The organism is Leclercia barmai, from assembly GCF_049312895.1.
Lineage (GTDB): Bacteria > Pseudomonadota > Gammaproteobacteria > Enterobacterales > Enterobacteriaceae > Enterobacter > Enterobacter barmai.
Genome location: NZ_JBMNWZ010000004.1, coordinates 312,848 through 327,166 on the forward strand (window position 1 = coordinate 312,848; position 14,319 = coordinate 327,166).

At 58.9% G+C, this 14,319-nt stretch carries 5 protein-coding genes; all 5 read right to left on the bottom strand.

Going from position 1 to position 14,319, the window contains the following annotated elements:
- Window positions 1-605: 605 nt before the first annotated feature.
- On the bottom strand, window positions 606-3,383 hold the full coding sequence (locus ACOYA6_RS17150) for an Ig-like domain-containing protein (protein WP_422655068.1): 2,778 nt from the start codon (window positions 3,381-3,383) through the stop codon (window positions 606-608).
- Between the two features lie 715 nt (window positions 3,384-4,098).
- Window positions 4,099-4,659: a YceI family protein gene (locus ACOYA6_RS17155; RefSeq protein ID WP_422655069.1), complete on the bottom strand. Its 561-nt coding sequence runs from the start codon at window positions 4,657-4,659 to the stop codon at window positions 4,099-4,101.
- Between the two features lie 751 nt (window positions 4,660-5,410).
- On the bottom strand, window positions 5,411-6,745 hold the full coding sequence (locus ACOYA6_RS17160; protein ID WP_422655070.1) for an HlyD family type I secretion periplasmic adaptor subunit: 1,335 nt from the start codon (window positions 6,743-6,745) through the stop codon (window positions 5,411-5,413).
- Window positions 6,742-8,502, bottom strand: coding sequence for a type I secretion system permease/ATPase (locus ACOYA6_RS17165; protein ID WP_052246187.1), 1,761 nt, complete (start codon window positions 8,500-8,502; stop codon window positions 6,742-6,744). Before ACOYA6_RS17165 ends, ACOYA6_RS17160 begins: the two co-directional genes overlap by 4 nt.
- Window positions 8,503-8,554: 52 nt before the next feature.
- Window positions 8,555-13,981 carry a peroxidase family protein gene (locus ACOYA6_RS17170; protein ID WP_422655071.1) on the bottom strand — a complete coding sequence of 1,809 codons (5,427 nt, stop codon included), beginning with the start codon at window positions 13,979-13,981 and terminating at the stop codon, window positions 8,555-8,557.
- Between the last annotated feature and the right edge of the window lie 338 nt (window positions 13,982-14,319).

Sequence of the window (14,319 nt, forward strand, 5' to 3'; positions counted from 1 at the left end):
TTAATGGGTAATTCGGTTGGGTATATATTTTTGGTGGTAAAATCCTTGTTTTAAATAATGGCGAGAATTCATGATTGACTAACTTTGATATAGCCAGAAAGTACCAGAAGCGCAAATTAAGCCGGGATGAATAAGTGTTTAGCAGGATTGAAAATGTTATTTTTTTACAAAGGGGTAAAGAAGGGGTCAGGCGCGGTGCGGGTTCGCTGGGCGTCTGAACCAAGGCGTGACGGCGGTTTTATTCTGGAAATTTAATAAGATGGGAATGTTATGCATGATGAAATAACCTTGGTGAATATTTCATTGTGGCTGAATTAATAATTAAGCGGTAATGAACTTGATAGTCAGTATGATATATTTTGGAGGGGTAAATTACAGGGGTTGAAATAATAAAGTGTTGTGCTATTTAGATGAGGGTATAAGTTAAGGCAACCAGGGTATTTAGTAGCAATGATATTATTGTGATAAATGTCAGGATATTTATTGATTTAATGGGGGGATATATTTTTAATGTCGTGCGCGGTGTATTGCCCGGCGGCGCTGCAGTGCGGCCTGATGCCCCTCACCCTAACCCTCTCCCCGCAGGGGAGAGGGGATCGTCCGTACTAGCCGGTAATAATGTGATTCTGATTCACCAGTTCCTCATAGGTGGTCTGGACGTCGTCCAGCGTCACCAGCGTGGCCGGAGCATAGCTGGTGCCCGTCCCATCCCGGTCGATGCTGATCACCGTGTTGCCATCGCTGCTGTTGACCTGGAGATATTCCCCCAGCGTGCCGCGATCGCCATTCCACCCCACCAGCAGCTGGCTGATGTCGATTTTATCGCCCTCCGCCAGCGAGAAGTTGCTGACGTGATCGCCGCCGTTGTCGCTGAGCACGTTGTAAATCAGCGTTTCACCCGTGGGCTCTGCGTTCAGGGCAAACGCCGTGGCGGTCGTCGTGGTGGTCGGCGGATTTGGGGCCGCCGGATCAACGTCTATCGTCCAGGTCTCGGAGATCAGGCTGTGATTGCCCCGGCGGTCAACGGCATCGGCGGTCAGGGAGTGGATCCCATCGGTCAGACTGGCGGGCACCTGGAACGACCAGTTGCCCGACGAATCCACCTCCGTCATCCCGATCTGAATGGCCTCGCTGTAGACAAAAATTTTGGTGCCGATCTCACCTGTGCCGGAGATCAGCGGCGTGCGGTCGTCGGTTAAGGTCCCGCTCACCACGGTACCGGTTATGTCCGGCACGTTATCCGCCACGTTGGTGATGATTGGTGTGGCCGGTGGCGTGATGTCATCGGCTTCAACCGTGCTCGGATCGCTTGTGTTGCCCGCGTGATCGGTGGCGGTCAGGCTCATGATCTCGCCGTTCAGCTTGGCGACAGGCAGCGTGAAGGAGAAGCTCCCCGTTTCGCTAACCACCACTTCGCCGAGTTTATTGGTGCCTTCCATGATCACCACGGTGCTGCCCGCTTCCGCAGTGCCGGTGAGCGCCAGGCCATCGTCGGAAACATCCAGTCCGGCAGGCGGGGCCGGCGGCGTGGAGTCATTAGCCGTGGCCTGAGCAGGTGGACTCTGGTTATTGGCGGTGTCGAAGGCGTAGACCGTCAGCACTTCGCCGTTGAGCTGGTTAGGGGAGATGTTGACGCTGAACTTGCCGTCGGCCTCCACGGTGCCGGTACCAATCTCCTGGCCGGTGGCGTCGCGAATCGAGATGCGGGCGTTGGCTTCCGCTTCACCGCTCACGCTGTCGCCCGTTTCGGCGACGACAAGGGCGGTCGGCGCCGCCGGGGCGGTGGTATCCGGTACGATCAGCGGGGCCTCAGGGCCTTCGTTACCCGCCCGGTCGGTGGCAACGGCGCTCAGCGTTTCGCCGTTGGTCTGCGGGGTAGTCAGGGTCAGCGTGAACGCTCCGTTGACGTCGGCGGTGGCGGTGCCGAGGCTTTCGCCCAGGTTATTGGTGACCGTGACCGTCGAGTTGGGCTCGGCGCTGCCGGTGAGGATGGTGCCGGTGGCATTGATCGCGAGGCCACTCGGCGCGGCCGGTGGCGTGCGGTCAACGGTAAATTCAAACGGCGCGGAGGTGGGGCTCAGGTTGCCCGCGACATCCGTCTCCGTCAGGGTGAAGCTGTGCTCCCCTTCAATCAGCGGCTCAACAGGGGTGTAGCTCCAGGAGCCGTTGTCCGGGACGATGATCTCCGCCAGCAGCAGCTCGTTATGGTAGAGGGTAATGGTGCTGCCGGGATCGCCCGTGCCGCTCAGCACCGGCTGGGTGGCATCGGTAAAGCCGCCGGAGGTGACGAACCCCTGGATGTTGCCCACGCTGTCCATCACCTGCAGCACCGGCGCATCTGGCGCAATGGTATCGATGGTGAGGATAAAGTCCTCGGAGTCCGGTCCAGTATTGCCTGCCGGGTCGGTGGCGCTGGCGGTGATCTGATGCAGACCTTCAGCCAGATCGGAGGCAGGTGTAAACGTCCAGCTGCCGTCGCTGTTCACCACCGTGCTGCCGATGTTTTTGCCGTTGTCATAGAGTGTGATGGTCGAACCGGCCTCGCCGCTGCCGCTAAAGACCGGGCGCGGATCGTCGGTGGTCGCGCCGCTGTTCAGCGCTCCGGTGATGCTGCCGACGTCATCGTCAGCAATGATGATCATTGGCGCATCCGGGGCCGTGGTGTCCGCCGCGGTAATGCTGGTTGGCGGGCTGACGTTGCCGGAGCCGTCGGTGGCTTTCGCCGTCAGGGTTTCGCCGTTGGTGTAAGGCGTACCCAGCTCGACGGTGAACTCGCCGTTGCCGTTGGTTTTGGCTTTACCCACCACGTTACCGCTGGCATCGGTGATGGTCACCGTGCTGTTGGCTTCGGCGCTGCCGAGAAGCTGGGTGTTACCGTTGGCGAAGTGCAGGTTGGTCGGCGCGCCGGGTGGCGTGGTATCCAGCACGGCCGGACCCGGATCGATTCGATCGCTACCACCGCCGCCACCGCCGCCGCCACCTCCGCCTGCTGCCAGGGCAATACCGCCCGCTGCGGCCACGCCGCCCAGCACCCACGGCCAGATTGGCGTATCACTTGATGAGTTGCTGACGTTACCCGCAATCAGCGCATCGGTGGAGGGGATCGACTGGTAACGCTCTACCGCCAGCGGATCGTCAATCCACCACAGCGCGCCGTTTTCATCCAGCACCAGCTTGTGGTTGTTGACGTAGTAGTTCTTCAGGGTCACGGTTTCGCCGTTGGTCATTCTGACCAGAAGATCGTTATTGCTGCGGGAATAACTGGCAATATCACCCCTGCCAGCCTGGAGCTTAATGACGGAATCTTCGCCCAGAACGATCTGGTTGCCTTCTGCCACGGTTTCTTGATGCGTCAGTCTGGAGATGACAGTGAATTTACTCATTTGTATTACTCCCACCAGAGTGTAATGACATGCTGTGTGTATAAATTCGTTTTTGGTCAGCAGAATTTAAGCGTCCCGAAGGAGACACTATTTGTTAGAAATAGTGACCTGCTGTAATGTTTTTTGTGCTGCCGGACAGGTTTGTCATCCCTGTTATTAATATTGTTAGCGTCTCATTATTGCTTTAAAAGGATATAGACAGAAAGGACTAAAAGCGCAAATGACGAAGCGGTGAAATAAAGGATAGCCGATCGTTCACCTTTTATGTAGCACAGTTAAGAAGGCGATTTACAGAGGGTGATAAGTCCGCAGGCCTTTCCGGGCGTGGCTTTGCGGTGATTATCTCATAGAAATTTCAGGTTATGGAGATTGCGGTCGATCACAATTTATCGCGATAAAATTGCCGTTTTTATTAATTAAATGCGGAGCAGGGCAGTATTATGTGCATTATATTTATAAAGGCCGGGTGATTCTTATTTGCGGTGTTGACATCTTTTTCAGGTTAGCTAATAGAGTTGCCGCTGAGATTTGTAATACTACAAAAGTATGATTTTTCTTCCTGTAAATAACGTATTTTGTGGGGCGCTCTACGACGTTCGTATTATTTTATCTCTTGCCGCACTTTGTGGTCAGGCAGTATAGAGTAAATATACGGTTTTCGCCGGGTCAATTATTAATAAATATTATCGAATAAAGTGAATATCAGGCCGCGCTGTCATAAGGCGCGGGACGGTTTCGCCTGGATATCAATGGCAATGGCGATGCGATCGTCAACCACCAGCGCAAAGCGATCCATCTTATAGGCCGAACGTGAGATAGCGGTGGTGGCGTGCAGAGCGATCGCCTCACCCGGCAGGGGATCGAGCGTGGCTTCCAGGATCACCGGACGGCTGAGATCCCGCACGGTCAGCGTGCCGAACGCGCGGTAGTGATCTTCTTTGAGCTTCACCACCCGGGTGCTGGAAAAGGTGATGGTCGGATAACGCGCGGCGTCAAAAAACATGTTGCTCTTCAGCTGCCAGGTGAGCAGGTTGTTGGAGGCCTTAAGCGTGGCGACCGGAACCGTCACCTGGATACGATCGTCAAATTCGTTGTCCGGGTTAAGCGTCACCGTCCCCGTCACGCCATTGAGATTCGCCCACGACGGGATCCCGCCGAACGCGCGCCACGACAGTTTGATGGCGGTCTTCTGGGTGTCGATGGTGTATACCAGGGGAGCCGCGTAGAGCGACGGGCAAACGAGCGTGACGACCAGCAGAATAACGAGGCGCAGCATAGGGGCTCTCCCTTTCACAGATAAAAGTTAACGCATCAGGTGGCAGGTTTATTCGGTGTAAGGGGTTGCCCTGCGTGAGATAAGCGTAGAAAGGCGCAAGCGCGTCGGCAAGGGTTTTCAGGGCATTGTCATTTATGCGTTTGTGGTGAGGTCACAGTTCTGGAAAGTTTTTCAACATCTGCCTCTCCCAGTGGATTGAGGGATCCCCACAAAAAAAAGTGGCACGGTCTGCCCCCTCTCCATTCAGGGAGAGGGCCGGGGTGAGGGGGAACATGCGACTCCGTTGTTGGTTCCGTTCACTTTACGTTCTTTGCCTCTCTGTCACACCTGAACCGGTGAACGTGCCAGGGGGGCTCGCCGCCTCCCCCCTGGCTACCCCGGCTCCCGGCAAAGAAAATCGCCGCTTCGCGATGCCTTCGGCTTATTCCCGCAGGCTTAGGGTCGGGCGTGATCCTACATCCCTGTAGGTCACGCCCTCTCGGCGCATCCATGCGCCTCGCCCCGGCCTACGGTCAACGCCTCAGCGATTTTCAGCCGGACCAGGGAGTCGCTGTAAATCATTTATTAGTCTGTAATTATTTCATTGCGTTAAGCATAAGAAAATTACTGGGGATTCCTCAGCCCCATGGAAGATGACCGGGGTGAGGGGATTAGGCCACATTGCATCGCCGGGTGGCGGCTACGCCTTACCCGGCCTACGAAACCAGACCTGTAGGCCGGGCAAGCGAAGCGCCCCCGGCATTTCACCGCGTCAAATCTCCTTAAACGCCAGCTCCAGCCTTGCCATCAGCGGTTTAAACAGGTAGCTCAGGAAAGTGCGCTCTCCGGTTTTTATCGTCACGCTGGCGGGCATCCCGGCTTTGATCTTGTGATCGCGCAGCAGGCGCACCCCTTCCGGGGAGACCTGCACTTCGGCCAGATAGTAGGGCTGCTGGGTCACTTTATCGGTCAGGCGGTCGGCCGAGACCGTCAGCACCCGTGCCGGCACCGTCGGCAGCAGGGCGTGGTTCAGGGCCGGGAACATCACGTCGACGGTCAACCCGGGGGCCATTTTATCAATCGCCTGCACCGGGATTTTGGCGTCGATCTGCAGCGGCTGTCCGGCGGCGACGATATCCATCAGGTGTTCGCCCGGCTGGATCACCCCGCCCACGGTGCTGACTTTGACGTCGAGCACCACCCCGTCAATCGGGGAGCGGATCACGGTGTTATCCAGCTCATGACGGGTGGACTGCAGCTCGTCCTCCAGCATCGCCACCTCTTTTTGCTTCAGGGTTAATTCTGACTCCACCTCCCGCAGGTACTGGTGCTGCACCTGGTAGGCTTTGATCCGCAGTTCGTTCTGCTGGGATTTCAGTTTGGCGATGTTGAGAATATCCTCCGACACGGTACTGGAGATCTCCGCCGCCTCGCGCTCCAGCACCATCAGCTGCGCTTTCGGGTAGTAGTTCTTCTCGCTGAGCGCCCGGATGGCCCCCAGCTCTTTATTGATGAGCGTGAACTGATGCTCGCGGTAGCCTTTAATTTTATTCAGGTTCTCCGTCTGCCCAACCAGACCGTCGAGGGACTCGTCGATCATCGACAGCTCGTCCTGAATGTTCTTGCGCCGCGTCTCGAAAAGTTTGGCCTGCAGCTGCTGGCTCTCGGCCAGGCGTTTATTCCCGGCAAAGTTTTTCAGCAGCCCGTCGCTGAAGGTAATGGTGTCGTCGCCGTTGCGCTCCGCCAGCAGACGGTCCTCGCTGGTTTTCGCCGAAATATACTGGGCGCTTAACGCGCTGTAGCGCATGTCCAGTTGCAGGGTGTCGAGGCGCATCAGAACCTGGTTCTTTTTCACCACTTCGCCCTCTTTCATATAGATGTCGGTCACCCGACCGCCGCTGAGATGCTGAATGGTTTTGCGGTTGCTGGAGACCGTCACCGTGCCGTCGGCCACCACCCCGGCATCGAGCGGGGCTTTTACCGCCCAGAGCAGAAAGCCGCCGACCGCAATGATTATTACCGCAAGACCGCGAATCAACGGCGGCCAGATATTGATATCGACAATCTCGGCGTCTGGCATTGCTGAGCTCTTGTTATCGTTTTTCATGATAATGCCTCACGGGGTGGTTGTTGGGTCTCTGGCTGGCCTTCTGCGGCGGGGGCGACGGGAACCGATTTGAGCATGTTGGCCTGGCGCAGGTTGGCAAAGACCTGTTCGCGCGGGCCGAATGCCTGGACGGCACCTTCATTAATCAGCAGCACTTTATTCACCACCCCGAGCAGGGTCGGGCGATGGGAGATCAGCACCACCGTTTGCCCCCGTTCGCGCAGGACGGTAATCGCTTTGATTAAGGCCATCTCCCCGGCGTCATCGAGGTTGGCGTTGGGCTCATCAAGAACGATAAAGGCCGGGTTGTTGTACACCGCCCGCGCCAGACCGATGCGCTGACGCTGCCCGCCGGAGAGCTGATGGCCGCTGGCGCCAAGCGGGGTGTCGTAGCCCTGCGGCAGACGTAAAATCATCTCGTGGACCCCGGCAAGCTGGGCGGCTGCGACAATCAGTTCGCTGTCGGCGGGCCCAAAGCGGGCGATGTTCTGGGCGATGCTGCCGTCAAACAGCTCCACGTCCTGCGGCAGATAGCCCATCGACGGGCCAAGCAGGTTTTTATCCCACTGGCAGATGTCGGCCCCGTCGAGCCGCACTTTGCCGCTTAGCGGGTGCCACACGCCTACCAGCAGTTTCGCCAGCGAGCTTTTGCCGGAGGCGGACGGCCCGATGATCCCCAGCACTTCGCCCTGTTCCAGCTGGAACGAGACGTTACGCAGGGTGGCGATTTTCTGCCCCGGAGGGGCGGCAAAGATCCCTTCGACGCTGATGATGCCTTTCGGCGTCGGCAGGGTGAGGTTCGCTTTGGGGGCCGGGTACTCCTCCAGCAGCTTCGTCAGCTGTTTCCACGCGCTGCGAAACTGCACAAACTGCTTCCAGCTGCCGATGATCTGCTCCACCGGGCTCAGCACGCGACCGAGGATAATCGAGGCGGCAATCATCAGCCCGGGGGTGATCTCACCTGCGATGACCAGCAGAGCCCCTGCGCCCAGCGAGATGGACTGCAGCAGCACGCGGACAAACCGGCTCAGGCTGCTGTAAACCGCAGATTTATCGGCAATGCGCGTCTGGAGCACCATCACTTTGCTGTGTCCCTCCAGCCAGTGGTTTTTCAGGGTGGCGAGCATCCCCATGGCTTCGATGGTGTCGGAGTTCTGCAGCTGCTTATTGAGGATGATCGAATTGCTGACGCTTAACATATGCGCCTGCTGAATCGGCGTTTTGGTGGAGAGTTCCGTTAAGACAGTCAGGCAGAGCAAAATAAGGATCCCGCCCAGCGATAAATAGCCCAGCAGCGGATGCACCAGGAACGCCACCAGTAAATAGAACGGCGTCCAGGGAATATCGAGCAGGGCAAATAAGCTGTTGCCGGAGAGGATCTGGCGAATCTGGGCCAGCTCGTTCAGCGCCTGCGCCGGGTTATTATCCCCCGTCGCAATTTTGCGCTTAAAGGCGGCATTAAAGACCAGCTGGTTTAATTTGACGTCCAGCCGGTTGCCGAGCCGGGTCATTACGCTGGAACGGGCGAACTCAATCATCCCGATAACCACGTATAACCCGACGATTAGCAGGGTTAACATCAGCAGGGTGGTGGTGTTCTGGCTGGCCAGAACCCGGTCGTACACCTGGAGCATATAAATTGCCGGCGCCAGCATAAGCATATTTATGACGCTGCCAAAAAACAGCAGGGTAATAAATGCAGGCCTGGTTCCCCTCAGGGCATTTTTCAGTTCTGTTGACTTATACTGGCGCGGCATAGGGCACTCCTTATTACATCAATGAGGTCTTGTTATGGGTTTACGCTGTGCGTTAACTGAACTGGAAGTCCGTTGCCGTTATCGCACTCACCGTGGTGTTCATTAAGGTGATCCGCTCCCCGCTGGCGAAGTTCAGGACCGTCGACGTACCGCTGGCCGTTACCGAGATGCTGTTCAGGTAATTGCCCGCCGTCAGGCCTCTTCCCGCCAGGTTAATGAAGTCCTGGCCCCCTGCGGCGTTGCTGTCGAAGTCGGTGATCACGTCCTGCCCGAAGCTGGCGCCAAAGGCAAAGACGTCGTTGCCGCCGTTACCGGTCAGGGTGTCGTTCCCGCCACCGCCGTTGATCCGGTCTACGCCGGTGCCGCCGGTGATGGTGTTCGCCTGGGCGTTACCGGTGGCGTTGAAGCCGCCGATGCCGGTAAAGGAGAGCACTTCCACGTTTTCCGCCAGGGTGTAGGTCGTCAGGGTGGTTCTCACGGCATCGTTGCCGCCGTTTGCCCCCTCAACGACCGTATCGCCCGCGTTGTCCACGGTGTAGGTGTCGTTCCCCAGGCCGCCGGTCATGGCGTCGGCACCCTGGCCGCCGTCAATGCCGTCGTTACCGTTACCGCCAATCAGGGTGTCGTTCCCGGCCAGGCCGAACAGCGTGTCGTCGCCATCCATCCCGTTCAGGGTGTCGTTCCCTCTGCCGCCCGTCATGGTGTTGGCCAGCGCGTTACCGGTGCCGTTGAAGTTGCCTGTCCCGGTGTAGGTCAGGTTTTCCAGGTTATTGCCCATCACGTAGCTGGCGGCGGTCACGTTGACGCTGTCGGTCCCTTCGTTGACGCCCTCGATAATCACGTCACCCGCATTATCCACGTAGTAGGTGTCGTTCCCGACGCCGCCGGTCATCTGGTCGGCACCCGCGCCGCCGTCCAGGGCGTCGTTGCCGGTGCCGCCGATCAGCACGTCGTCGCCCGCCAGCCCGAACAGGGTGTCGTTGCCCGCGCCGCCGTCGATGTAGTCGCTGCCCGCGGTACCGAACAGGGTGTTCGCGCCGTTGGTGCCGACCAGCATGTTGCCGACCGCCTGGGTTGGGGCGGAGGTGAGGGTGACGGACGGGTTGCCTTCATCGTCGGTGACGGTGACGATCACCCGCAGCCGCTGCTCCACCATCGCCTGGGTTGGGGTGTAGGTGGCGGCGGTTGCCCCGGCAATGTTGACGAAGCCCAGACCGAGACTCACCTGCCACTGGTAGCGGAAGTTGTTGCCGTTGGTCAGGCCGTCGCCATCGGTAATGCCCGACACGTCAGCCGTCAGGGCCAGGGTGCGGGTTGGGGTCAGGTCGCTGATCACCGGCACGCCCTGGGTCGGTTGATCGCGAGGGCCTACTGCGCTTGTCACCGCCGATACCAGGGATTCCGCATCGCCCATCCGGTCGGTGAAGCTGGCGGTGACCCGCAGCTGCCGTCCGGCCAGACCGTTGCCCACCCGGAACTCGGTGCCGGTGGCCTGGTCGCGCCACTCTCCGTTAATCAGCGCCTGCCAGGTGTAGGTGATGGGGAGGTTGTCCGCCAGACCGTTGGCATCCAGCAGGTCCACGGTGTTGACCCGCAGCAGATCGCCCACGCCCGGCGCCTGGCTGCTGATGTTGACGTTACCGGTGGCTTTTTCCGCGGCCACTTTCAGCTTCACGCCATCGCCAAACGCCAGCTGCTCGATATTAAGCAGGCGGTCGGTGCCGTCACCCAGCGGCAGGTTGGCTGAAACGGTGGCATGGTTGACCGTCAGGCTGCCGTCGACGTTGCGGGTAAAGTTGTAGTTACCGTTTACGTCGCGGTAGAGCGCCACGTCGGTTTCGCCCTTGTTGCCGTCATAGAGGATCTCACGCACGATATGCAGCTGGCCCGGATTAAGGGTCCCATTCAGCATCTCGGCCTTGAGCTCGTTCATGCTGTCGACGCTTTTAATCACTTTGGTCGGATCCAGTTTGTCTCTGACTTCGATCCGCACGTTCAGCCAGGCGTCGCCATCGATGATGTCATCACCCGCTTTACCCATGATGCGGTCGCTGCCGCCGCCGCCAAGCAGGATGTCCGCCCCGTTGTCCGGGTTCAGCACCACGCCATCCACGGCCCCGTTGATGAGAGTGCTGCCGACCACCTTATCCAGCCCGTTGATGCGGGCGACACCTTCCAGGGTGAGGTTGTTGGAGAGCGGGGTACCCTGCACCGGCGCGGTACCCACAGGCTGGTCGGTGCCGGTGAGCACGTCGTCAAACTTCCAGCCGGAGAGGCCTTCCACCAGGTCGAAGCGATCGCGCAGGATAAACTCCTGCTGGTTAACGAAGATCGGGATGCCGAGATCCGAGTTGGCCCCCACCACGTCGCCCTTGTGGATCGCCCAGTCGAAGCCCGCCATGCCGTTGTTACGCTGGATGCCGGCACCCTGCACCATGATGTCGTCGCCCGCTTCGCCGTCGTAGTCGGTGTCGTTGCCCTGACCGTTCAGCACGTCGTGGCCGACGATGGTGCTGTTAAAGAACAGCTCGGAGTTTTCGCCCGTCAGGGAGTCAAAGCCGTCGCCGCCTTCGATCCAGTCATCGCCTTCGTTGCCCAGCAGCGCGTCGCCGCCGGAACCGCCGAGGATGAAGTCATTATCCAGCCCGCCGAACACCTCCTGCGCATCTTCGCCGACGACAATAAAGTCCTGACCGCTGCCGCCGAAGCTCAGGTCGTTACCGTTGCCCGAGAAGATGACGTCGTTCCCGGCATCGCCGTGCAGGAAGTCAGCGCCGCCCACAGGTGTCCCGGTGTCGGTGATGATGTCGTCCCCGTCGCCGCCGTGAACGGTATCGGCTTCGTCGCCGCCGTCGAGACGGTCGTTGCCACCGTCGCCCCACAGACTGTCGATGCCCAGGCCGCCGATTAAGGTGTCGTTCCCGGCGGAGCCGCCGAGCACCACGTGGCCGGGACCGGAGTATTTGAGGTAGGCCCCGTCCGCTTTGCCGTCGCCGTCAACATCCGCCCCGGCCGCTTTACGTATCACCAGCGGGGTGAGCAGATCCTTGAGCGCGTTACCCCATTTTGGATCGGCGCCGAGCTGCACTCCGGTGTTCACCTCCAGGACATGATCCGGGGTCATGAACAGTCTGGCGTGAACGTGGGACGAGCCTTCGTCGCCGAGGTCGCTGTTACGCATCACCAGCGCGGCAAACGAGTTGGCCTCCAGCTGGTTGAGCATGTTCAGCCCCTGAGTACGGCTCAGGTAGTAGAAGCGGTCGCCGTCCTGCAGCATCTCCATCTGCGTCTCAAAGACGAAGTTGAAGGTGGAGCCGAGCATGCCGCCGAACTCCATTTTCCGTTCCGCCAGGCCGCCAATCCAGAAGTCGACCATGTTCAGGCCGGACTCTTTGGTCGCCCACGCCCCGGTGCTGTTAAAGAAATCAAAAGCATCGGCGCGGGTGGCGTCGTCTGCCGGGCCAAAAAGCAGGAACTCAACCGCAGCCCGTTTTTCGGCGATGGTCGTGGCATTGAGGATCAGCTGATGCTGGCCGTAGGCGGCCATAAAGTTGAGGATCGAGGCGGTGTTTTTCAGGTTCGCGGCGAAATCTGCCCAGCTCTCATAGGGTTTCAGCTCGCTGTTGCCGGTGAGGGTGAAGAACTGTTCCCGGGCCTGGTTGAGGGTCGGCATGAAGGTGTCGCGGCCGCGGGCGATGTTCAGTGCCCCGAGGTCCAGCGGCAGACCGACCAGGTTGTTACGCAGCGCCCCGGTCAGGAACTCGTCGATCTCGTTCCCCACCTGACGGGTCATGCCGCGCACGATGGCCCCGATGGCCGCCTGATTATCCAGCGAGCCGTTGTTATCGAAGGCCAGCGGGTTGAGGAAGGCCTGGATCAGCCCGAGGTCGTCGCTCTGCATGTCAAAGGTGGTGCGATCCACGGTCTCGGTGAGCATCGAGTGGCCGAAGCGGTACACCACGTGGGCGAACTCCGCGAAGATCGCCGGGTTGATGTCGGCGGTGTTCGAGAAGACGAACGGGTCGACCGCCGGCTGCACGGTACGGGCGAACTCTTCGAACACCAGGTGCTGGTATTCCATCTCGGTGGTGAAGCGACCGGCCTGGAACAGGTATTCGCCGTTCCACACCAGGGTGCTGGTATCCGCCGGGATCTCGGTGATCTGATGGTTTGGCATCAGCCACTGGTTGATCACGCTGATATCGCCTGACCCGAGAATAGTGGCTTTGTACTGCTCCACCAGGCGGTTATGTTCGTCGTGGAACACCGAGTGGACGGCGGTCAGGCCGATGTTCTCGTTGCCGCGACCGTCGCCGGTGATGAAGTGGCGATCGAGCAGCTCGTTATCGTAGGTACCCGCTTCCGGTGCGCCGCCAATAACATCATTGGTATCGGCCAGCAGGTTGCCGTTGGCGTCCAGTTTTGGCACCGCGGTATGGGCAATATCATCGAGGAAGGCGTGGCCGGTACGCAGCGTGTCCGGCGGCAGGCGTCCGCCGTCGGCCTCCACCAGCCCGTGAGCGGTAACGATCTGCACCTTGCCGTTGGCGCTGAGCATCAGGTTGCCGTAGCGGTCGGTAGCCAGCAGCGGCACGTTGAAGATATCCGCATCGGTCAGCTGAATGCCGAGGAACTGCAGGGCATGCGCTTTGACTTCACCCCAGGTAGCCATCCCGTGTACGCCATCCAGCAGATGACCGGTTGGCTCCGGTTTGCCATCGATGAAGGTGTATTCGCGCAGGAAGATCTGGTGCGACGGATGGGAGGTGTAGGTCTGGTTCTGGTCGATCCACGGGGTGGTGGTGTTCACGGTGTTGTGGGTGGCGTCCACCTTCGCCCGGGTGAGGAGCATGAAGTTGGTCGGGGAGCCGGGGACATACAGCGGATCGTCAGGCATCAGCGGGATAAACACGATCCCGTTGCCCTCTTTGGGGATCAGATCCAGACCGTGGTCGAAGAACTGGCCGAAGAAGGTCATCCAGCCGTTAAAGGCCGGGGAGAGGCCAACGTCCGGGGAGAGGTTAGGGATCGACAGGCTGCCGTTCTCGCTGGTGCCGCCGCCGGGGGCGTCTTTCAGCCCTTCCGCCGCCTCGACCGCCGCCGGGTTACTGGCGGTCTGGTCGGAGATAATATTACTGATGGTACGCGGGTCGGAGTCCGTCACCATGCTGTTCGGGCCGGAGGCGGTCAGGTATTTAGCCAGCTCGGGGTCGTTTTTAATCGCCTCCAGATCCAGCGGCACCAGCCTTGGCATATTCTGGTCGGCTGAGCCGTACATCTCCTGACCGGGGATCAGGTTGTTCCAGGAGCCGTCGACGGTACGTATGCCGTAGGGGAGAAGCGGGTCGCCCACCGCATCACGCAGCGCGTCGCCGTCGATCGTCCCGTCGGCTTTGGTGGCCGATTCGGAGATCTTGATCTGCTTCAGAATAAATTCGAGGTCATGCAGCGTGACAGTAAAATCATATTGTTCGGCCATAAATAATTACCTCAAGCTTGGATCGCTATCATCATTCGTTTTCGCTGTTTAAAAATTGTGCGAAAAGAATGCGCCGGGTCGTACGGGATTGATTTTTATGTTTGCGATGGCATTAATGTGCTCCGTGTTAAGTCGTTAATGACAATACGCTTTCGCCCAATATTTCTGGGTGGTCGGGAAAGAATTTTGGGTAAGTTTATTTATCCCTCCCGCGGAGAGATAAATAAAATCACTAACGGACTCGGCGCTTCGAATATGCAGACATATTCAAAGGGTTAGGGTCACAGAGATGACAATGTTTTAGCGCGGCTTAACGGATGTGTAAAAGTGTTATCACA

Coding starts and splice junctions, on each gene's coding strand:
- ACOYA6_RS17165 (WP_052246187.1), bottom strand. CDS start 8,502: ATGCCGCGCCAGTATAAGTCAACAGAACTGAAAAATGCCCTGAGGGGA.
- ACOYA6_RS17160 (WP_422655070.1), bottom strand. CDS start 6,745: ATGAAAAACGATAACAAGAGCTCAGCAATGCCAGACGCCGAGATTGTC.
- ACOYA6_RS17150 (WP_422655068.1), bottom strand. CDS start 3,383: ATGAGTAAATTCACTGTCATCTCCAGACTGACGCATCAAGAAACCGTG.
- ACOYA6_RS17170 (WP_422655071.1), bottom strand. CDS start 13,981: ATGGCCGAACAATATGATTTTACTGTCACGCTGCATGACCTCGAATTT.
- ACOYA6_RS17155 (WP_422655069.1), bottom strand. CDS start 4,659: ATGCTGCGCCTCGTTATTCTGCTGGTCGTCACGCTCGTTTGCCCGTCG.